The organism is Ulvibacterium marinum (genome assembly GCF_003626755.1).
Taxonomy (GTDB): Bacteria; Bacteroidota; Bacteroidia; order Flavobacteriales; family Flavobacteriaceae; genus Ulvibacterium; species Ulvibacterium marinum.
Map to the genome: position 1 here is coordinate 1,049,325 of NZ_RBCJ01000002.1, position 20,208 is coordinate 1,069,532.

The window sequence follows — 20,208 nt, forward strand, 5'->3', positions numbered from 1 at the left end:
AACATTTTGTTTAATCTTTAAGGCAAAAAATTAAATAATACTACTTTTGAGGTAAACAAAAAATGATTCCTTTTGAGAAATATAACCCTTGGTGTATTCTTAATTTTTGCATTCGCCTGTAAACCAGGAAAGAAAGAAACAAACCAACAAACCCCTCCTTCGGAACAAACTGCAATATCCCATGCCAAAGGTTTTTCAATCGAGAAAAACCCTTCGGGAATTACAACCATACATATCACCTCGCCTTGGCCCAGTGCAGAAACAGCATATACCTATGCCTTGATTCCTAAGGAAATATTGGCACACACCACCTTGAACAGGGACGAATATGATGCCATAGTCACCGTACCGGTAGAACGTATCATAGTAACATCCACTACACATATTCCGGCATTGGAAGCCTTGGGTGCTACGGATAAATTGGTAGGGTTTCCAAACACCGACTACATATCCTCTAAAAATACGAGAGAGCGAATCGATAAGGGCCTTGTTGAAGAACTCGGAAACAATGAGGACATTAATACGGAAATGGCCATTGCCTTGGATCCAGATGTTATAGTAGGGTTTGGCATCAGTAATCAAAATAGGGCCTATGAAACGCTACAAAGGTCAAATATTCCTGTAGTATACAATGGGGATTGGACCGAAGAAACACCTTTGGGAAAAGCGGAATGGATCAAGTTCTTCGCTCCTTTTTTTCAAAAGGAAGCCAAGGCCGATAGCCTATTTAGGGCCATTGAAAAATCCTATACTAGGACCAAGACCTTGGCTAAAGCGGCCAAGGACAGACCTACGGTAGTAACGGGAGGCCTCTACAAGGATGTTTGGTACGTAGCCGGCGGGAATAGTTGGATGGCCCAATTTTTGAAAGATGCCCGGACCAACTATCTTTGGTCGGATACCAAGGAGACCGGAAGCCTTTCCTTAAGTATTGAGAGTGTGGTGGAAAAGGCTGATAATGCAGACTTCTGGCTGAACCCTTCAATGATAACATCCTATGAAGAACTGAAACAAGCCAACCGACATTACGAGCAATTTGATGCCTATAAAAACCGAAATATCTATTCCAATACGATTACCAAGGGAGATACCGGAGGACTCATATATTATGAATTGGCCCCTCAGCGACCCGATTTGGTTTTAAAGGACCTTATCCATATTTTTCATACGGAACTCTTACCCGATCACGAACTTTTCTTTTTTAAGCCCTTAGAGTAATTGAAACGGAACAATTCATATTACATTTCATTCTTGATATTGACTCTGGCTTTGATGCTATGTTTTGGGCTTAATATCAGTTTGGGTTCCGTATCCATTCCGTTTTCGGCGACTGTAAAATCGCTTCTAGGTTATCCGGTTCAAAATGATTCATGGAACTATATCATCTGGAATTATAGGGTACCTAAAGCTTTTACCGCACTTTTGGTCGGTAGTGGACTTTCCTTAAGCGGATTATTGATGCAGACACTTTTCAGGAATCCTCTGGCCGGTCCTTTTGTCCTGGGAATTAGTTCAGGTGCAAGCTTGGGAGCGGCCCTGTTGATTATGGGCATTTCGCTTTTCCCGGGATTGATGGCCTTTGGATTTGTAAACGATGTCTCCTTGGCCATTGCTGCCAGTTTAGGAAGTTTCTTGGTGTTGCTTATTGTCATGGTCGTCGCACTACGTGTTAAAGATACTTTGGCCTTATTGATTATAGGTCTCATGTTCGGCAGCATTACAGCCGCCATTGTAAGCGTACTGTCCTATTTTTCCGATGCGGAAAAGCTACAGCAATATATCTATTGGTCTTTTGGAAGCGTTGGAAATTTATCGTGGGCCCAGTTACTACTTTTATTTGGAATACTATTGATAGGAATCATTTTGAGCATAGCATCCATCAAGTCCTTGAATGCCTTATTATTAGGTGAAAAATATGCCCAAAGCCTCGGAATCAATATGAAGAAATACCGATATAGTATCATTGTAGCAGCGGGATTATTGGCCGGAGGGGTAACCGCTTTTGCCGGGCCCATTGCCTTTATAGGTCTGGCCGTTCCTCATTTAACCAGACAAATCTTTAATACTACGGATCACAAGGTTCTCCTTCCCGCAGTTCTGGTATATGGAGGTATCCTGATGTTGTTATGCGATACCGTGGCCCAAGTGCCAAACTCTGCCAGTGTCCTGCCCATTAATGCTATCACCAGTATTTTGGGAGCACCAGTGGTAATTTGGTTGTTGGTACGAAAACGAAAAATGATTTTTTGAGAGCAAAGTCTGAAATGATGTCTTAGTGAAAATATAAGCGTATGGACCTCCAACTTTTTACCTTTACAAAACAAATCCTAGATTATTAAATCCACAGTACAACATAGCGCCCTGGAAATCGAAAACCTATCTATTGGTTATCCGAACAAAAAAAAGGATATCCTTATTGCTAGGAACATAAATTTTAGTTTACAACCTGGGGAGTTATGTGCCATCATCGGTGTCAATGGCATTGGAAAATCTACCCTGCTAAGGACTATAGGGAAAGTACAGCCCAAATTATCCGGTGAAATCTTGATGAAAGGAAAATCTCTGAATGCCTACAAAACCTTGGAATTGGCAGCTATGGTGAGTATAGTGCTTACAGAGCCTATTGCCTCAAAAAATGTATCGGTTTTGGAGTTGGTGGCTTTGGGAAGGCAACCCTATACCAATTGGATCGGTACATTGACCCAAAAAGACAAATCCAAGATTTTGGAAGCCTTAAATGTGTTGGAACTGATCGAACTTCAACATAAAAAATGCTATGAACTTAGCGATGGCCAGTTACAAAGGGCATTGATCGCCCGGGCCTTGGCCCAGGAAACTACTTTGATGCTATTGGACGAGCCCACCTCACATTTGGATCTCTATCATAAGGTGCAGATTTTAAAACTGTTAAAATCCATTGCCCATAAGACCCAGACCACTGTTTTGTTCACGAGCCATGAGATTGAAATGGCCATCCAGTTGTGCGATAAAATACTTATTCTGGGAAAGGGCGAAAACCATTTCGGAGATCCCTGCGAACTTATAGAGCAAAAGGCATTCGAGAAATTATTCCCTACGGATACGGTAACTTTTGACGCACGGTCTGGTTCGTTTCGTATAGAAAAGTAGGTTTCTCAATGTTCAGATTTTAAAGCTCAAACCTGTATCTTTACTTTTAAGAATTAGCGACAAGAATGAATGAATCTTTGATATATCTTTTAATTGGACTCTTATGTTTGGGGCTTGGATACTTCCTGGGCCATTATATCCAAAACCTAAAGACAAAGTCTAAACAAAGTGCGTTAAAGGAACGCGAACAGCAGTTACGAAGCACTGTCACTATTCTTGAAGGTAGATTGAACAATGCCGAGGAACTCCGGACACAATTGCAATCCGAAAAGGAAGCTTTGGGGAACCAAATTGTGCGGTATCAGGCCGATTTGGAAAACCTGCAAGCAAAAAACGCCGAACAAAAGGAAGAAGTAGAAAAGTTACAGGAGAAGTTCACCAAAGAATTTGAAAATTTAGCCAACAAGATCTTGGATGAGAAGAGCTTAAAATTTACGGAACAGAATCAAAAAAATATCAAGACCATCCTTAATCCCTTACAGGAAAAAATTCAACTTTTCGAGAAGAAGGTAGAGGAAAGTCAAAAGGAGAATATCAGTATCCATTCCGCCTTAAAGGAACAATTGTTGAACCTACAAAATCAAAATCTTAAGATTACGCAAGAGGCCGAAAACTTGACCAAGGCCTTGAAAGGAGATAGCAAAATGCAGGGCAATTGGGGCGAATTGGTCTTGGAGCGGGTATTGGAAAAATCGGGCCTGGAGAAGGACAGGGAGTATTCGGTCCAACAAAGTTTTACATTGGATGATGGTACCCGGGTATTGCCCGACGTGATTATTCATCTTCCGGATGGAAAAAAGATGGTCGTGGACTCCAAGGTATCACTTACCGACTATGAAAGATATATCAATGCCGAAGATGACCTACAGGAAAAGTTTCTCAAAGACCATATCAATTCCCTCAGAAAGCATGTGGATCAATTATCCGCCAAGAAATACGAAGACCTTTATGAAATGGAAAGCCCGGATTTTGTGTTGATGTTCGTGCCCATTGAACCTGCATTTGCCATTGCAATAAACCGAGATAACTCATTGTATAACAAGGCATTTGAACAAAATATTGTTATAGTCACCCCTTCTACCCTTTTGGCGACCTTACGGACCATAGACAGCATGTGGAATAATGAAAAGCAACAGCGGAACGCCATAGAAATTGCAAGACAGGCCGGAGCCTTATATGATAAATTTGAGGGTTTCGTATCCGACCTGACCAAAGTGGGCAAAAAAATGGATGATGCCAAAACGGAGTACAAAGGTGCGATGAACAAGCTGGTAGAGGGCCGGGGAAACATTATCACCAGTATAGAACGACTGAAGAAAATGGGGGCCAAGGCCAAAAAGTCCATTCCGGAACCGATACTAAAACGTGCTCAAGAAGACGATTTTGAAGAACCGAAATTAGAATTGTAAACCAATCTTCCCAAAACCCGTTCCATGAAAAAAGCATTGTTCATTACCCTAGGTACCATTGTAGTACTTTTTTTGATTGTGTATGCCTTTATCTATTTCGTTCCTTATAGTCAAGGCTATCGCTCTGGCGAACTGATCAAGTTCAGCAATAAGGGGGTATTGGTCAAGACTTGGGAAGGAGAGATAAGTCAGGGGATATCCGGAGCCCAAATTTTTTCTTTTTCGGTATTGGATAAGGAAAAGGAGGTCATCCAACAATTGAAGGACTACCAAGGTAGGTATGTTAAAGTCACCTATGTGGAGCGTTTCGCGACTTTCTTTTGGTTGGGTGACACCAAATACTTTATTACGGAAGTCCAGGAAGAGCAATCTCCGCATTTTAGAAAATGAATGGAACTAGGTACTGCGAACTTGGAATTGAACTTGACTTTGAACTTTAAATATGGAATCATTTAAAACTGCCCAAGAATCCCAGGTATCTATTACAGAATTGATGCTCCCCTCCCACTCCAATTTTGGAGGAAAAATACATGGCGGCCACATTTTGAATCTTATGGATCAAATCGCCTTTGCCTGCGCCTCCAAACACTCGCAAACCTATTGCGTCACCGCTTCCGTAAACCGGGTAGATTTTTTAAGCCCTATAGAAGTCGGAGAATTGGTTACCCTAAAGGCCTCCATTAACTATACAGGTCGAACTTCAATGGTAGTCGGTGTTCGGGTTGAATCAGAAAACATTACCACTGGGGAGAAGAAGCATTGTAATTCCTCTTATTTTACCATGGTGGCCAAGGATGAAAATGGAAAAAGTACATCTGTTCCAGGATTGATTGTACAGGGTGAACAAGGGATTAGGCGATTTGCCCGAAGCAAAATCCGTAAGGAAGAGGCTTTTCAGCGCGATACCCGCTTTGATGAAGCTACGTTTGACCCTAAGGAACACCTAGGTTTATTGGAACAAGAAAATGTTAAGATCGATCTAGGCTAATGCCTTTAGCAGCAGCCTGATCCAAAAACCACCTAAGGTTTCCTGAAGTCGGGGATACCAAACTTGCCGGATACCTATCATAATTTCCTTCTTTTTGGATGACTTCCCTTACCTTTTCGGCTTTACTGTCCCCCGTGACCAAGAAAGCGACTTCCTTGGCGATATTAATTACCTGGCCTGTAATCGTAATCCGCTTTTGCCCAGATTCTGGATGTGTCGCAACTACACAGTGTTCGGTGGCATTCCAAAGGCCAATTTCATGTGGGAATATGGAAGCGGTATGCCCATCATCGCCCATACCTAAAATAATCAAATCAAATTGAGGAGTACCATCTACCCGATCCAAATTGATTTCCAAGAGATTGGCATAGCGAAAGGCTTCCCGTGGTGGTTCGGCCTCGCCCAAAATCCTATGGATGTTTCCCTTGGGGACTTCAATTTTCGAAAAGAGATGTTCCACGGTCATTTTGTAATTGCTCTGATCATCCGCGGGAGGAACACAACGTTCATCCCCCCAGTAAAAATGTATCTTGGACCAATCGATTCTATCCTTAAAACTAGATGCCAAAACATCAAAAACTACTTTTGGCGTACTTCCACCGGATAGAGCCACATGAAAGATTTCCTTTCCCTGTACCAAATCCGAAAAGAATTTGGAAAACTCTTGAGCAACTTTATTCTTATCCTTATAAACATTCGTTTCCATACAAAACTCTATTCAATACCTATTCACCCTTTCCATGAACCAACAACTGACAACCGACAACTATCAACCAACCTAACATATCACACAGAACCCTGGATCATCGGCCAAATTTTCGCTTGGATTTCGCCACATGCCTACGCCATCAATAAGCTCGTCCGCATTGGTCGGCCCCCACACCCCGGCAGAATACCCATAAGTACGTACGTCCTTGCCATTCTTCCAATAGTTTAAAATAGGGTCTACAAATTCCCAGGCGGCCTCTACCTCATCCGCACGTGCATATAAGGTAGCATCCCCCTGCATGGCATCCAGCAACAGGCGTTCATAAGCTTCCATCACATGGTTTTCAACCAGACTGGAATAGTAAAAATCCAAATTGGCCCGTTCTACCTTAAACCCTTGTCCAGGGACTTTTACCCCAAACTTTATGAGCATGCCCTCATCAGGCTGGATGCGGATAATTAATTTGTTGTCCTTGTTGAAAGCCCCGGAATCCTTAAAAATTTGATGATGCGGTGTCTTAAAATGAATGACTACTTCGGTAACCTTGGTAGGCATTCGTTTGGCCGTTCGGACATAAAAAGGCACACCGGACCAACGCCAATTATCCACAAAAAATTTGATGGCGGCGTAGGTCTCCGTAGTGGACTCTGGATCCACCCCTTCCTCTTCTCGATACCCCTTTACCTTTTCTCCATCAACCTCGGATGCCACATATTGGGCACGTATAGTATTATTATAGAGGGTCTCCTCGTCCTTCATGATACGCAAGGATTTAAGGGCCTTTACCTTTTCATTTCTGATTTCCTCCGCATCCGAACCTATAGGCGGCTCCATAATGACCAAGGAAACGATTTGCAGCAAATGGTTCTGGAACATATCGCGCAATGCGCCAGATTTATCATAATATCCGCCCCTCTTTTCCACCCCAACAGTTTCCGCATTGGTTATTTCAACATGATTGATATAATTCCGGTTCCACAAGGGTTCAAAGATGCTATTGGCAAAGCGGGTAACCAATAAGTTTTGTACGGTCTCCTTGCCCAAATAATGGTCAATACGGTATATCTGGGATTCCTTAAAGTATTTTTGAAGGCCCTTGTTCAAATTTTTGGCACTACTTAAATCGTAGCCAAAAGGTTTTTCCACAATCAACCGTTTCCAACCTTGGGATTCATCATTCAGGCCCTGTTCTGTTAGGTTCTTGGACACAATCTCGTATAGACTGGGCGGCGTTGATAGGTAAAAGATATAGTTATTGTCAGTTTTCAATGCTACGTTCAGGTCCGCTATCCGTTTTGCTAGGGCGCCATAGTCTGTATCATAATCGCTACCCAGATCTTCATAAAACAATTGGTTTGCGAACGCATTGACAAAATCTTCTCCTTGGTTCCCTATCCGGTCGGCAAGATATTTACTCTCGGTCACCACTTTTTTACGAAAGGCATCATCAGAAAGATTACTACGACTTACACCCAAAACCACAAAATTTTTGGGGAGATGTCCTCCCTTATAAAGATTGAAAAGGGCGGGCACCAATTTTCGGGCAGTCAGGTCCCCTGAGGCCCCAAAAATTATAAGCATTTGATTTTCTGTTCTATTCATGGTTTAAAACTCCATTTGGTTTTATTCTTTTTGGCATAGTCGGAATTGATAAGAAATGCTAACCTTTGGTATTGGATCAGTGTCCTTCTTCCTTACTTTCCTTATCCGTCTAAATATAACGATCCTTGGGGAGTTTCCAAGAAGATTGCAAACAAAACCGGATAATTTCATTTATTTTTGAGTACATCCGATTTTAGGATGGATTTTGTTTCTAAAACACCAACAATTATACAAGTTTCATGGAAGATAAATACGATTTTGGATTGATAGGCCTTGGCGTCATGGGCCGTAATTTTATTCTCAACGTAGCCGATAACGGGTTTACCTCCTTCGGGAACGATTTGGATGAAGAAAAGGTAAATGCCCTGAAGAAGGAAGGGGGAGATTTGGCCAAGGTGAATGCCACCTCGGATGTAAAGACCTTTGTAGCAGGATTATCAACGCCTCGAAAGATTATGATGCTTGTCCCTGCCGGAAAAATCGTGGATGCGGTTATCGAAGGGGTGCTGCCTTATTTGGATGAGGGCGATATCTTGATCGATGGTGGTAATTCCTTTTTTACGGACACGGACCGCCGTGAGGCCTACTTACGGGAAAAAGGCATTCACTTTTTTGGTGCCGGAGTTTCCGGAGGAGCCAAGGGCGCAAGATTGGGTCCCAGCATTATGCCCGGAGGCTCTAAGGAAGGGTATGCTCCCGTACAGCCCATTTTTGAGGCTGTTGCCGCCAAATACGAGGGAGAGCCCTGTGTGGCCTATCTGGGGCCGAAGTCGGCCGGGAATTATGTAAAAATGGTGCACAACGGTATCGAATACGGTTTGATGCAGCTGACTTCCGAAATCTATGACGTGCTCAAAAAAGGGGGCGATTTCAACAATGATGAATTGCATGCCACCTTTGCCCAATGGAACGCAGGTCGATTACAGTCCTTTTTGGTGGAGATTACTTCCGAGATTTTTGAAAAGGAGGACGACCTGGGCGAAGGCCGACTCGTAGATCAGATACTGGACAAGGCCAAACAAAAAGGAACCGGCAAATGGACCTCGCAAAATGCCATGGATTTGGGTATTCCCGTGCCCTCCATTGATATTGCCGTTAGTATGCGTGAAATCTCGGCCCTAAAGGACGAACGCATTCACGCAGATGCCCTATATGATCGACCCACCGTTGAGACAATGGACAAGGCCCAACTGGAAAAAATGGCCGAAGAGGCCCTTTATTTTTCTTTTATCGTTACCTATGCCCAAGGCTTACACCAATTGGCGGATGCCTCCCGGGAATATGGCTATGATTTGGATATCGCCACCATCGCCAAAATCTGGCGGGCCGGCTGTATTATCCGTGCGGGACTTTTGGCGGATATTACCCAAGCCTTTAAAGCGGATACGGAGCTGCCCAATCTATTGCTCTCCCCTACCTTTGTGAAAAAGATACAAAGTACCGTGGCAGCGGCTCGTGAATTGGTGGCCTATGCCGCAAAAAATGGGATTCCTGTTCCGGGGCTTTCCAATTCGTTAACCTATTTTGATGCCTATACGACTACCCGGCTCCCCTTAAACCTCATCCAGGCACAACGCGATTATTTTGGCTCACATACCTATGAGCGGTTAGATCGGGAAGGTATCTTTCATACCGAATGGGAGGTATAAACTGAAACATGTATACTAAAGCTACACAGATTATATGATTTATATTCCTATGTTAGTCGTAATATGAAAAAAATTGTACGGCATATCACCCTTTCTTTCTTTTTCTTATCCTGTACACAAGAAAAATTTATGATTGGGCATTGGCATGAATACAAGAATCAAAAACAAGATTTTGAAAATTGTTATATAATCACCGATAGTACGATTTCTATTAATAGATTTACCTATGGTGGAACCTTCTACTTAGATTCAGTTGATTTGGAAAAGGTTTGGTCATATAGCCGCTATTTTGACGGAATGCTTCCAAACCATAAACTACTTAGCCATTCTATAGAATTCGAAAATGGAATTGAGTGGATAAAGCAACCCGAGAATTTAGAAACCTTTTTAAAGGATTTCTCAGCAGGGTATAAAATTAGAATAATCCCTTTTGAGGTAACCGGGGAACCAATCGAGCAGATAGATTTTAATAGCGGACGATTATCAGTAATTTTAGCTTTGGGTAGATTAAAATCTCAGTATGAAAATCAAGAAAAAGGATTTTTACGAAGCAACCACTATTTTCAGGTAAATGACAAACTGACTTCTGACGTCAACGAGCTAATCGAATATGTGTATTGTACCCATTGCAAATTGGATCAAATAGATTTATACGTCAATATGGATAAGGACACTCCACCGAAACACAAGAAAATATTGGATAGTGTCATCTCAATTTTAAACCTAAAGCCAAATCAAGTTTTTGTTCAATTAGCCGACATCAAGAGGATGAGAAGTGGATATAAAGACACCTCTACCACTATATACGATTAATTTTAGATGGATTTTCCCCAAGTAAAACGTGAATAGTTCGAAATGCCCGTTACTACTTCTGCGCAAGGTTGCTCAACATCACTTAAGAAAATCATGCTGAATTAGAACTTAAAAGTTAATGAAATCAAATCGCGGAATTATTTGCCTCCCTAAAAAAGACGGCGAAAAACGATTTGTAATCGGCAAACCAGGTAAACGGAATTTACTTTGCGTAGGTATCAATCCAAATACTGCTGATGGGCAACAGCTAGACCCTACTTCTCGGAATGTAGAAAAAATTGCACTGAACAATGGCTACGATGGTTGGATTCTGGTCAATCTCTATCCAAGGCGTACCAAGAAGGTATCCTTTTTGGAAAGAGAACCTGACAAGACATTGTTTGGGCAAAATCTAAACCTAATCCGATCCATTGTAAGCAAAAACCAATTCGGATTTGATAGAGTTTGGCTGGCATGGGGAAATGATATTGACTCCTTAAATCAACCTTATTTAAAAGAAAGTGCATACCATTTATGTACCATGTTACGGGAATTGAATTTGGATTTTGTTTCTGCAGGAATCAATATTTCCGGGCATCCCACGCATCCAAGTCCACAGGCAATGGCCCAAAAGTTTGGAAAAAAGTCACAGGATATTAAGCTTACATCTTTTGATGTTAAGAGTTATACGGTAAGGATAAGGAAATCAATAAATCAAAGGTGTACGGGGCATAAATTGGACGAATCGCTCAGGTGGCCCTCCTATACATCACGTAATACATGATCTTCCTAGTGTAGCCTTACCCCTTTAAGGAAGGCTACAAGGCCATCACAAATCCATAACATTACTTATCTTAGTTCCAGCTTTGTAGTCGGACAATTTAAAATATAGTCATATCAGGTGAGGAACATTATATTTATACTACAGCTATCCGTATTCTTCCTATCGTGTACCGGTAAAAAAGAAATCTCAAATTTAAGTCCGAACATAGTGATAATCATGGCAGATGATTTGGGTTATGGCGACATCTCTTGTTATGGCAACTCTACTACCCAAACACCAAATTTGGACTTACTGGCGACCAAAGGGGTTAAGTTCACCGATTTTCACTCTAACGGAGCCGTATGCAGCCCTACACGAGCAGCTTTAATGACAGGGAAATACCAGCAGCGTACCGGCGTAAATGGGGTTATTACTGCCAAAAACCATAGAGAAGTTGGTTTAAATTTAAGTGAAATTACAATAGCTGAAGAGTTAAAGAAATACGGTTATAACACTGGCATGTTTGGAAAATGGCATCTGGGGTATCCAAAAGAGTACAATCCTACCTTACAGGGGTTCGATAAATTTACGGGCTTTGTGAGCGGAAATATTGATTACCATGGCCATATTGACCAAGAGGGCTATCTTGACTGGTGGAAAGGCACTGAAATTGACAATGAAGATGGATATTCTACCGATTTGATTACAGAATATGGGGTGAAATACATAAATAAGAATGACCCTGAAAAAACGGGAAGACCTTTTTTTCTCTACTTAGCGCATGAAGCTCCTCACTATCCTTACCAAAGACGTATTGATAAGATTATAAGAGAAGTTGGCAAAGCAAGAACGAAACGTGCAAACCAGGATAGTATTTCATCCATCTATAAGGAAATGGTCGAAGTTATGGACGAGGGAGTGGGTAAAGTAATACAATCGCTTAAAGAGACCGGGCAGTATGAAAATACAATAATACTATTCCTTTCAGATAATGGAGGAAACCAATTTGGTAACAATGGAAGCTTAAGGGGATATAAGGCAAGTGCTTATGAAGGAGGAACGCGTGTTCCCGCTATTTTTAGCTATCCTGATAGGATTAAAAAAGGGAGAATCAATAAGCAAACTATTCTCACCATGGATGTGCTACCGACATTATTAGATTTTATAGGTCAGAAGCCTAGTGCGACAGACCTGGATGGAATCAGTATAAAAGATAATTTGTTACATCAAACCAACTTGCCTCAAAGAGATGTATTTTTTGCTTTTGGCAATAAAAGTTTCATAAGAAGTGGAGATTGGAAGTTAATTCGTATAGAAGAAGAGCACAGTAATACAATTGAACTTTATAATTTATTGAACGACGTACAAGAAAGGAATGACCTTAGTTCAGCTAATCCAAATTTGGTGAATAAATTGACCAGAAAACTTGAGTTATGGAAAAAAGAGGTTAAAGAAGGAGTCATCATGATAGCTGAATAAGACTAATTATAATCTGATAGGAAAGTGCCACGTAATCTACTGCCACCCATACAATTTACTGTCGGATGTTATTAAATGAAGGTTCTGATACATTAAAAATCTAGCATAAGGAATATATCAATGAAATCTCACCATATCCTAGTCCTAAGTTTGGTCGCACTTTTGGTGGCCTCCTGTAACCCTGAATCAAAGGGAAAACACCTCTTTATCCTTTCCGGGCAATCCAATATGGTGGGTCTACTTCCTGAGGAATCCTTTACCCCAGTCATCCAGGCCCGGTTTGGAAAGGACAACGTAATCGTCGTAAAGGATGCCCACGGGGGGCAACCCATAAGGCGGTGGTATAAGGATTGGAAACCTTTGCAAGGCAACGAGCCCAAGGCACAACCAGATCTGTACGATTCCCTGTGGACCAAAACAAATACTGCAATTCAAAAAGAGAAAATAGCAACAGTTACGTTTATCTGGATGCAAGGCGAACGGGATGCCCGGGAAAAGCTGGGAGACGTATATGAAGAAAGCTTGATAGGGCTATACGATCAGCTCTCGGCCGACTTAAAACGAAACGACCTCAACTTCATTATTGGGCGATTAAGCGATTTTGATATACAAAACGAAAAGTATCCCCATTGGACGCTAATACGAGATATTCAGGTGAAGGTTGCCGAATCCAATCCGCGTTTTGGATGGATAGACACTGACGACCTCAATGATGGTTACAATAAAAATGGAAAGGAAATCAGGAATGACCTTCATATGTCCGAAGAGGGTTATATAGAAATGGGGAAACGTTTTGCGGAACAAGCTATTCTACTTGTAAAGGATTAAAAAAGTACTAGAACCAATAATCTGCCCATGAAAGCCGCCGTCCGCCGTAACTATGGTCCGCCCAAAAGCATTATCATCGAAGAGGTAGAAAAACCGGTACCCAAGGATAATGAGGTTTTGGTCCGGGTTAGGGCCGCTACGGTCAATCGGACCGATTGTGCCAATCTTAGGGCAAAACCTTTTATCATGCGCTTCGTCCTGGGATTTTTTAAACCGAAAAAAATCATCCTGGGAACCGATTTTGCCGGTGATGTTGTGGCAATAGGAAAAAACGTGAAATCCTTTCATATTGGCGATAGGGCATTTGGATTTGATGATACAGGGGTACAGTCGCAGGCCGAATATCTGACCTTGGCCGAAGATGGTAGTCTATTCCCTATACCAGATGCAATAAGCTACAAGCAGGCCGCTGCCAGTTTGGAAGGGGCACATTATGCCTATACGTTTGTGCATAAGGTGAATATCCGATCCGGTCAAAAAATTCTAATCAATGGGGCAACCGGGGCCATAGGCTCGGCCCTTGTACAGTTCGTTAGGCAGTATGATGTACACATCACCGCTACCTGCAATACAAGAAATATAGAGCTGGTTGAATCCTTGGGTGCCGAAAAAATTTATGATTACACCAAGGAAGATTTCACAAAGGATACTGAAAAATATGACTTTGTGTTTGATGCCGTAGGCAAAAGCACCTTTGGGAAATGCAGGCCCTTGTTGAAACGTGAAGGCGTTTACATTTCTTCGGAACTAGGGCCCTATTCCCAAAACGTGTTGTTTGCACTCCTAACTCCAATTTTTGGAAAAAAGAAGGTTGTTTTCCCAATACCCTACCCTACACAAGAAACCATACCTTACATCATAGCCCTATTGAAAACAAAAAAGTTCAGTCCGGTCATAGATCGGGAATATCCCTTGCAGGAAATCTCCCAGGCCTATGTGTATGTCCTTACCGGAGAGAAAACGGGAAACGTTATCATTGCATTCTAAAAAAATTAAGTAGGGAAAACCAAAGTATCGAAAATGTCCAAAACCCAATATCGCATCTATGTGGTGGAACTGTCCAAAAGGGTCTTTACCGAAAACCGCCGGTTTCGGGAGGCCAATCCACAATTCAATGGAGTATTGGAATGCCTCTATGTGGGTATGACTAGTAAGACCCCCAAGGAACGTTTTGCACAGCATAAAACAGGATACATCAATAAAAAAGGGCATAAATTGTCCTCCAATATCGTCCAGAAATACGGAACCTACCTCCGCCCCAGTCTGTACAATCACATCAAGCCTATGGATAATCGTACGGAAGCTTTAAAAATGGAAAGGCAATTAGCCTTGGAATTGCGGCGAAAACGATATGCGGTTTGGTTCAATTGATACAATGAATGGAGTATCTTTAATCCGGAAAATCTCATACTAAAGATAAAAATCCATGAACGAGAAGACTTCCGATGAATCCTTCGAAACCTTGGACCCAAAGGATTGGGAAAAATCAAGGGCCTTAATGCATCAAATGGTAGACGACGCCTTTGATTATGTCTCCAAGGTCAGGGACCGAAAGATTTGGCAGGATATGCCACCCGAAACCTTGGAAAGTTTTACCACTTCGGTACCCCGACAACCCAATAATGCCAAAGCGGTATACGAGGATTTTGTGCAACATGTATTGCCCTATAACATGGGGAACCTACATCCAAGATTCTGGGCCTGGTATATGGGCAATGGGACCATTTCCGGGATTATGGGCGACTTTTGGGCCTCCGTAATGAACCCGAACCTGGGTGGGGGAAATCACGCGGCCCACAAAGTGGAGGAACAGGTCATCAATTGGATGAAAGAAATCATCGGGTTTCCCGAAACGGCCAGCGGACTTTTGGTCAGTGGAGGTTCCATGGCCAATTTTACGGGATTGGCAATTGCCCGTAATGCGAAATGCGGCTACGATATCCGAAAAGAAGGCCTACGACCAGAGGATTCAGGAAAAATGAGGGTATACGCTTCTTCCGAAATCCATAGCTGTAACCAAAAAGCCCTCGAGTTACTAGGATTGGGAGCGGACAGTCTTCAAAAAATTCCGGTCAATGCAGATTACACCATCAACCTGGAGGCATTGGTAACTCAAATAAAAAAGGATTGGGAAATCGGTCTACGACCTTTTTGTGTCATTGGTACCCCAGGTACGGTAAATACCGGAGCTATTGATGACCTTAATCGTCTTGCGGATATCTGCGAGGCCGAAGACCTTTGGTTTCACTTAGATGGGGCCATAGGTGCCATTGCCATGTTGTCCCCTGAAGTAAAATCACAATTGGCAGGCATAGAACGGGCGCATTCCGTGGCATTGGACCTGCACAAATGGCTGCACATGCCTTTTGAATCGGGTTGTGTTCTGGTAAAAGATCAGAAAATGCATAAGGATACATTTTCCTTGATTCCCGAGTATTTGGCGAAGAATACCCGGGGAATCGCTTCGGGTGATAACTGGTTTAGCGAATACGGTCTGCAATTGTCCCGGCGGTTTCGAGCGCTAAAAGTATGGATGTCCCTTAAGGAACATGGCACGGAACGCTTTGGTAGAATGATTACCCGAAATGTGGAACAGGCCCATTATCTGGGTACGCTTATAGATTCTCATGAAAATTTGGAACTTATAGCGCCTATTGGATTGGATATTGTCTGCTTTCGGTATAACCCTGGAGGACTAACTTTGGAAGCTTTGAATGTCCTCAACAAGGAAATTAAACTGCAATTGGAGGAAAGGGCCATCGCCTTACCCGGGTACACCACCCTCGAAAATAGCTATTGCATCCGGGTGGCCATTGCCAACCATCGCTCTACCGATGAGGATTTTGATGAATTGGTGAAAAGTGTTTTGGAATTGGGAAAGGAGCTTCATTAATCCATCAAAAAGGAGATACTATTTTTCAGTTTAAAAATTTTGTTTACATTTGTTGTGTACTAGCTAACTAATACACTAGATAATGTTGCAGTTGGAAAACCTATTTTACCACTATCCAAAATCCAAAACAGTTTTGGACAATGTTTCCCTAACATTTAGTGAGGGCAATATTTATGGGCTGTTCGGCAAAAACGGTGAAGGTAAAAGTACCTTGATGAAAATCATGGCGGGGCTGTTGTTTCCAAAATCAGGTCAGTGTACTATTCTAGGCCGGCATATGGCCAAAAGGTCTGCAAATGGTCTACAAAATCTATTTTTGGTTCCTGAGGATTTTGAATTGCCCAACTTGACCATTGAGACCTATGAAAAGGTCCACTCCCCTTTTTATCCAACGTTTTCCAAAAATCAGTTTTATGAACTTATACAGGAGTTTAAACTCCATCCCCGTGAAAAAATTACAAGGCTCTCGTTCGGACAAAAGAAAAAAGTACTTATTGCCTTTGGTATAGCTACATATACCAAATTGCTGCTTTTGGATGAACCTACCAACGGACTCGATATTCCTTCAAAAAGCCAATTCAGAAAGATAATGGCATCTGCGGTAGATCAGGGAAGAAGTATCATCATCTCTACCCATCAGGTTCGGGATCTGCACAGTTTGATCAATCACGTAGTGATTTTGGATAATTGCAAGGTAGTTTTTGATCATTCTCTTTCTGAAGTCTCGGAAAACCTTTGGTTTGGACGTGCTTCCGATATGGCCAAGGAAGCTATCCTTTATACCGAAACTTCTTTCGGGGGAAAGGCGGTAATGAGGCGTTCAGATCGTCCCGAAACCGAGGTAGATCTCGAGTTGTTGTTCAATGCCGTCCTCAATAATCCCAAAGGTGTCCAACTAGCCCTAGAACAAACATATCATGGAGTTTAATATCAAAAGAATAGGCTATGCGATACGAAAGGATGTGACCATCCTGAAAAATACCGGTATTACCGCATTGGCGGTTGCCAGTGGTATTCTCTTCATTGGTTTATTTTTTATGACCCGAGGGGACGATTATCTATCCGCTGATGAATTTATGGGTCTATTTGGCCTATGTTATATTGTCTTGGGAGTGTTTTTCAGTTTTGCCATTCTTAGGGAAAGTCATAATGTAAAATCCAATCATTTGTATTTCGCATTGCCCATTTCCCCATTGGAAAGGCTTACGGCCATTTGGTTAACGACGACTTTAATACACACCCTCATTTTTACGGTGATGGCACTTTTAGTAGGACAACTGGCCATTGTTGCAGGGGGTATCATTTTCGGTTCAGGTTTTCACTGGGTATCCTTGTTTTCCGATGGTTACGTAAAATTGATCAAGGGATACTTTATCATACAGCCTATTTTTCTTTGCGGAGCTATGACCTTTTCGAAAAATGGAATCGGAAAGACCCTATTGACGCTATTGTTGATTTTTATAGGAATACTATTTTATGGACTTCTTCTTTTTTCGGTGCTTAACCATAGCTATGGGGTATATCCCGGGGATTTGATTGCGGATGAAGCTTTTGGCAAGGCAAGCACGGACTTTTCAGGAGTAGGGTCTTGGTTTTTTACCCTTCTTTTTGGACCGGTAATGCTGTTGGCTACTTACTTTAAATTGGTTGAAAAGGAGGTATAGCCATGGATTTTGATAATAGCAAACCTATTTATTTGCAAATCGTGGATTTTTTCTACGAAAATATCTTAGTGAAGAAGTGGTTGGAAAATGAGCGGATACCTTCAGTGAGAGAACTTGCTATGATGGTGGAAGTGAATCCGAACACGGCCATTCGGGCATTTAACCACTTGCAGGAGTTGGGGGTAATCCACAACAAACGGGGTATCGGATATTTTGTTTCGGAGGATGGATACCAAAAAGTGATGGCCATTAAGAAGGGAGAGTTTATGGAGGTAATCCTGCCCGATGTCTTTAAAAAAATGAAAATGCTGGATGTGGAATTTGAAGAAGTAAAAAACACCTATGATAAATATATAAACGAAACCGACCATGAAAACAAGTAATCTCATTTTATTGGGTGTGTTGGGGGCCATCTTCGTTTTTATGACCGCACTTCAGATCAAAATGAAAGGTTATGTAAAGGAGGAAGTACTCCGGGATTATGGCAACTTCGTCAAAAAAACCAGGGAGGTATCCAAATTCAAAAGAATTGTAGTACGCGACGGTATCCATATCCATTTTGAACAAAGTCCGGAAACAACCATAAGCATTGAGGCACGTGAGAACTTGATGTCCTTTATAAAAACTGAGACTGTTGAGGAAACGCTTATTATTGAAAAAACCAAACAAATGCGGGGAAAGGATTCGGTAAAAGTGTTTGTTTCAAATACCCAACTCGATTCTTTGAACGTAAGTTCAGGGGCATCTTTTAACACCTTGGGGATGGTCTCCGGCAATGATTTGAAACTGGTTTTCAGAGGCACGAGCAAGGGTAATCTAGAATTGAACTATGAATCGGTACAATGTACATTTTCAACCAATTCAGAAGTAAGTATCACAGGAAACAGCAAAAAAATTAATTTCTTAAAATAACAATCAAAAATGAACGGTTAGAGCCTGAATCCATCGGAACCATAAATCAGGCGTAATTGAAGTATCATCAATCATCAATCAAATTCATCAACCGGTGCTGAGCATAGTCGAAGCATCAAAAAATGAACAGTCATGATTTTAGTTAAAAACCAAAACCGTCAATCGGAACAAGTATCAAAATTTCGATTGTATCTCATGCGCGGACTTTATCTGCTTACATTTATCGGCCTAGCCTTTCAAGCATGGGAAACCATTTTGTTTCCTTCGGAAACTTTGGATTACATCACTGGAGTCGCCTTTAGTTTTTGGGCAGCTTATGCAACCCTAATGGGACTTGGCATCAGGTATCCCATAAAAATGCTCCCTTTGCTACTGCTACAATTGTTCTATAAGGCTACATGGGCCTTAGGCGTGTATTTCCCTATGAAAGCAGCTTCCCAGGTTACGCCGGAAGCCGAATCGTTCTTCTGGATTTGTGTCGTAGCCGTCATTCTTGACGCAATAGTCATTCCATGGCCCTATGTATTCAAAAACTACATCAAGAATTTTCTGAACCTAAAAATACATCCTGAATAAAGAGGGAAAATCATCAATCATCAATCAAATTCATCAACTTGTGCTAAGCGTAGTCGAAGCATCAAAAAACGAACAATCATGAAAACAAATCAAAAAAAAGGTAGGCTAATCGGGCTATTGCTTTTATTAATTGTTGTAGCCGGAATTCCCTCGGTAAACCTTAGAGGGTTGTCCACTTCCATGGCGGCATCCCCGGAATTTTTAAATGAAGTTTTCCAAAAATCCATGCAGATGCGACTTGCAGTCTTATTGGATATTGTAGCAGGCGCCTTATGGCTTGTGGTAGCAGTCATACTTTTTCCTGTCATAAAGCAATATAAAAAAGGCATGGCCTTAGGCTTTTTTGGTATTTGGATAGTCTACTTCGCCGTTATTATATTCAGTAATATCAGTCATTTAACCCTGCTATCATTAAGTCAGGAATTTATTAAAGCAGGAGCTACGGATATGAGTCATTTTGGTACATTGGGCCTTTTAAAAATTGAAGAATATTTTTGGGCGCATTACATGGCCATAATACTTTATGCCTCCGCAGCTTGGATATTCTATTACTTTTTGTTCAAGACCCAACTTGTTCCAAGATTTTTGTCGGCTTGGGGGCTAATAGCAATTTCTTTGCCCTTTATAGCATGCTGGTTGACCATTTTTGATATCAGTGTCAGTTTTTACTTCTTTCTACAGAATGGGCTACATATGATCGTTTTGTTGCTCTGGCTTCTGGTAAAAGGTTTCAATCCAACAGAAAAGGCCGTTCAATCGGCATAAATAGAAATTTCATCATCAATCATCAATCTAACTTGCCTTTGGTGGGTTCA

The 20,208-nt window shown here is 41.7% G+C and carries 22 protein-coding genes; 20 read left to right on the forward strand and 2 right to left on the reverse strand.

Annotated elements, in window-relative coordinates; genetic code table 11:
* The first annotated feature begins 72 nt into the window (after positions 1-72).
* The 6 genes from D7Z94_RS11820 (at position 73) to D7Z94_RS11845 (ending at position 5,526) form a co-directional block, all read left to right on the forward strand.
* On the forward strand, positions 73-1,218 hold the full coding sequence (locus tag D7Z94_RS11820) for an ABC transporter substrate-binding protein (protein ID WP_120711741.1): 1,146 nt from the start codon (positions 73-75) through the stop codon (positions 1,216-1,218).
* Positions 1,219-2,250, forward strand: a complete 1,032-nt coding sequence (locus D7Z94_RS11825) for a FecCD family ABC transporter permease (RefSeq protein WP_245967184.1) — start codon at positions 1,219-1,221, stop codon at positions 2,248-2,250.
* 177 nt (positions 2,251-2,427) lie between these two features.
* The gene (locus D7Z94_RS11830; RefSeq protein WP_317125780.1) at positions 2,428-3,129 is read left to right on the forward strand and encodes an ABC transporter ATP-binding protein; all 702 of its coding nucleotides are present in this window, start codon (positions 2,428-2,430) and stop codon (positions 3,127-3,129) included.
* A gap of 65 nt (positions 3,130-3,194) precedes the next feature.
* Complete coding sequence (gene rmuC / locus D7Z94_RS11835) at positions 3,195-4,538, forward strand: DNA recombination protein RmuC (protein WP_120711744.1); 1,344 nt, start codon at positions 3,195-3,197, stop codon at positions 4,536-4,538.
* 24 nt (positions 4,539-4,562) lie between these two features.
* On the forward strand, positions 4,563-4,928 hold the full coding sequence (locus D7Z94_RS11840) for a 6-phosphogluconate dehydrogenase (protein WP_120711745.1): 366 nt from the start codon (positions 4,563-4,565) through the stop codon (positions 4,926-4,928).
* A 52-nt stretch (positions 4,929-4,980) separates the two neighbouring features.
* Positions 4,981-5,526 (forward strand): acyl-CoA thioesterase, encoded by a 546-nt coding sequence (locus D7Z94_RS11845; RefSeq protein ID WP_120711746.1) that lies wholly within the window; start codon positions 4,981-4,983, stop codon positions 5,524-5,526.
* Here the strand turns inward: D7Z94_RS11845 and pgl are convergent.
* Together pgl and zwf are read right to left on the reverse strand one after the other, a co-directional pair.
* Positions 5,507-6,232: a 6-phosphogluconolactonase gene (pgl, locus tag D7Z94_RS11850; protein WP_120711747.1), complete on the reverse strand. Its 726-nt coding sequence runs from the start codon at positions 6,230-6,232 to the stop codon at positions 5,507-5,509. The two genes, D7Z94_RS11845 and pgl, sit on opposite strands and share 20 nt — an antisense overlap.
* Before the next feature lie 72 nt (positions 6,233-6,304).
* Positions 6,305-7,837: a glucose-6-phosphate dehydrogenase gene (gene zwf, locus D7Z94_RS11855; RefSeq protein ID WP_120711748.1), complete on the reverse strand. Its 1,533-nt coding sequence runs from the start codon at positions 7,835-7,837 to the stop codon at positions 6,305-6,307.
* A gap of 239 nt (positions 7,838-8,076) precedes the next feature.
* On the opposite strand from zwf, the gene gndA reads away from it, so the two are divergent.
* The 14 genes from gndA (at position 8,077) to D7Z94_RS11925 (ending at position 20,158) form a co-directional block, all read left to right on the forward strand.
* A complete protein-coding gene (gndA, locus tag D7Z94_RS11860) occupies positions 8,077-9,486 on the forward strand; it encodes an NADP-dependent phosphogluconate dehydrogenase (protein ID WP_120711749.1) in 1,410 nt (469 codons plus the stop codon).
* A gap of 63 nt (positions 9,487-9,549) precedes the next feature.
* On the forward strand, positions 9,550-10,299 hold the full coding sequence (locus D7Z94_RS11865; RefSeq protein WP_120711750.1) for a hypothetical protein: 750 nt from the start codon (positions 9,550-9,552) through the stop codon (positions 10,297-10,299).
* Between the two features lie 118 nt (positions 10,300-10,417).
* On the forward strand, positions 10,418-11,062 hold the full coding sequence (locus D7Z94_RS11870; RefSeq protein ID WP_120711751.1) for a DUF1643 domain-containing protein: 645 nt from the start codon (positions 10,418-10,420) through the stop codon (positions 11,060-11,062).
* Positions 11,063-11,269: 207 nt separating this feature from the next.
* Positions 11,270-12,520, forward strand: a complete 1,251-nt coding sequence (locus D7Z94_RS11875) for a sulfatase-like hydrolase/transferase (RefSeq protein WP_262696931.1) — start codon at positions 11,270-11,272, stop codon at positions 12,518-12,520.
* Between the two features lie 120 nt (positions 12,521-12,640).
* Positions 12,641-13,348, forward strand: coding sequence for a sialate O-acetylesterase (locus D7Z94_RS11880; protein WP_120711753.1), 708 nt, complete (start codon positions 12,641-12,643; stop codon positions 13,346-13,348).
* Between the two features lie 27 nt (positions 13,349-13,375).
* Positions 13,376-14,335, forward strand: a complete 960-nt coding sequence (locus tag D7Z94_RS11885) for an NAD(P)-dependent alcohol dehydrogenase (RefSeq protein ID WP_120711754.1) — start codon at positions 13,376-13,378, stop codon at positions 14,333-14,335.
* 33 nt (positions 14,336-14,368) lie between these two features.
* Positions 14,369-14,719: a ribose-5-phosphate isomerase gene (locus tag D7Z94_RS11890; RefSeq protein ID WP_120711755.1), complete on the forward strand. Its 351-nt coding sequence runs from the start codon at positions 14,369-14,371 to the stop codon at positions 14,717-14,719.
* 55 nt (positions 14,720-14,774) lie between these two features.
* The gene (locus tag D7Z94_RS11895; protein ID WP_120711756.1) at positions 14,775-16,241 is read left to right on the forward strand and encodes a pyridoxal phosphate-dependent decarboxylase family protein; all 1,467 of its coding nucleotides are present in this window, start codon (positions 14,775-14,777) and stop codon (positions 16,239-16,241) included.
* Between the two features lie 82 nt (positions 16,242-16,323).
* Positions 16,324-17,169, forward strand: a complete 846-nt coding sequence (locus tag D7Z94_RS11900; protein ID WP_120711757.1) for an ABC transporter ATP-binding protein — start codon at positions 16,324-16,326, stop codon at positions 17,167-17,169.
* The gene (locus tag D7Z94_RS11905) at positions 17,159-17,905 is read left to right on the forward strand and encodes a hypothetical protein (RefSeq protein WP_120711758.1); all 747 of its coding nucleotides are present in this window, start codon (positions 17,159-17,161) and stop codon (positions 17,903-17,905) included. The genes D7Z94_RS11900 and D7Z94_RS11905 overlap by 11 nt, the downstream gene beginning before the upstream one ends.
* A 2-nt stretch (positions 17,906-17,907) precedes the next feature.
* Complete coding sequence (locus tag D7Z94_RS11910; protein WP_120711759.1) at positions 17,908-18,288, forward strand: GntR family transcriptional regulator; 381 nt, start codon at positions 17,908-17,910, stop codon at positions 18,286-18,288.
* A complete protein-coding gene (locus D7Z94_RS11915; protein WP_120711760.1) occupies positions 18,275-18,817 on the forward strand; it encodes a GIN domain-containing protein in 543 nt (180 codons plus the stop codon). The genes D7Z94_RS11910 and D7Z94_RS11915 overlap by 14 nt, the downstream gene beginning before the upstream one ends.
* Positions 18,818-18,949: 132 nt before the next feature.
* On the forward strand, positions 18,950-19,393 hold the full coding sequence (locus D7Z94_RS11920; protein ID WP_147415879.1) for a hypothetical protein: 444 nt from the start codon (positions 18,950-18,952) through the stop codon (positions 19,391-19,393).
* Positions 19,394-19,471: 78 nt separating this feature from the next.
* Positions 19,472-20,158 carry a DUF4386 domain-containing protein gene (locus D7Z94_RS11925; protein WP_120711762.1) on the forward strand — a complete coding sequence of 229 codons (687 nt, stop codon included), beginning with the start codon at positions 19,472-19,474 and terminating at the stop codon, positions 20,156-20,158.
* Positions 20,159-20,208 lie beyond the last annotated feature (50 nt).

What these genes read in the sequence shown, in the direction of transcription:
- D7Z94_RS11920 (WP_147415879.1), top strand. Translation starts at nt 18,950, where the DNA reads ATGATTTTAGTTAAAAACCAAAACCGTCAATCGGAACAAGTATCAAAA.
- D7Z94_RS11845 (WP_120711746.1), top strand. Translation starts at nt 4,981, where the DNA reads ATGGAATCATTTAAAACTGCCCAAGAATCCCAGGTATCTATTACAGAA.
- D7Z94_RS11895 (WP_120711756.1), top strand. Translation starts at nt 14,775, where the DNA reads ATGAACGAGAAGACTTCCGATGAATCCTTCGAAACCTTGGACCCAAAG.
- D7Z94_RS11910 (WP_120711759.1), top strand. Translation starts at nt 17,908, where the DNA reads ATGGATTTTGATAATAGCAAACCTATTTATTTGCAAATCGTGGATTTT.
- D7Z94_RS11885 (WP_120711754.1), top strand. Translation starts at nt 13,376, where the DNA reads ATGAAAGCCGCCGTCCGCCGTAACTATGGTCCGCCCAAAAGCATTATC.
- D7Z94_RS11880 (WP_120711753.1), top strand. Translation starts at nt 12,641, where the DNA reads ATGAAATCTCACCATATCCTAGTCCTAAGTTTGGTCGCACTTTTGGTG.
- D7Z94_RS11865 (WP_120711750.1), top strand. Translation starts at nt 9,550, where the DNA reads ATGAAAAAAATTGTACGGCATATCACCCTTTCTTTCTTTTTCTTATCC.
- D7Z94_RS11915 (WP_120711760.1), top strand. Translation starts at nt 18,275, where the DNA reads ATGAAAACAAGTAATCTCATTTTATTGGGTGTGTTGGGGGCCATCTTC.
- D7Z94_RS11905 (WP_120711758.1), top strand. Translation starts at nt 17,159, where the DNA reads ATGGAGTTTAATATCAAAAGAATAGGCTATGCGATACGAAAGGATGTG.
- D7Z94_RS11900 (WP_120711757.1), top strand. Translation starts at nt 16,324, where the DNA reads ATGTTGCAGTTGGAAAACCTATTTTACCACTATCCAAAATCCAAAACA.
- rmuC (WP_120711744.1), top strand. Translation starts at nt 3,195, where the DNA reads ATGAATGAATCTTTGATATATCTTTTAATTGGACTCTTATGTTTGGGG.
- pgl (WP_120711747.1), bottom strand. Translation starts at nt 6,232, where the DNA reads ATGGAAACGAATGTTTATAAGGATAAGAATAAAGTTGCTCAAGAGTTT.
- gndA (WP_120711749.1), top strand. Translation starts at nt 8,077, where the DNA reads ATGGAAGATAAATACGATTTTGGATTGATAGGCCTTGGCGTCATGGGC.
- D7Z94_RS11840 (WP_120711745.1), top strand. Translation starts at nt 4,563, where the DNA reads ATGAAAAAAGCATTGTTCATTACCCTAGGTACCATTGTAGTACTTTTT.
- D7Z94_RS11890 (WP_120711755.1), top strand. Translation starts at nt 14,369, where the DNA reads ATGTCCAAAACCCAATATCGCATCTATGTGGTGGAACTGTCCAAAAGG.
- D7Z94_RS11870 (WP_120711751.1), top strand. Translation starts at nt 10,418, where the DNA reads ATGAAATCAAATCGCGGAATTATTTGCCTCCCTAAAAAAGACGGCGAA.
- zwf (WP_120711748.1), bottom strand. Translation starts at nt 7,837, where the DNA reads ATGAATAGAACAGAAAATCAAATGCTTATAATTTTTGGGGCCTCAGGG.
- D7Z94_RS11925 (WP_120711762.1), top strand. Translation starts at nt 19,472, where the DNA reads ATGAAAACAAATCAAAAAAAAGGTAGGCTAATCGGGCTATTGCTTTTA.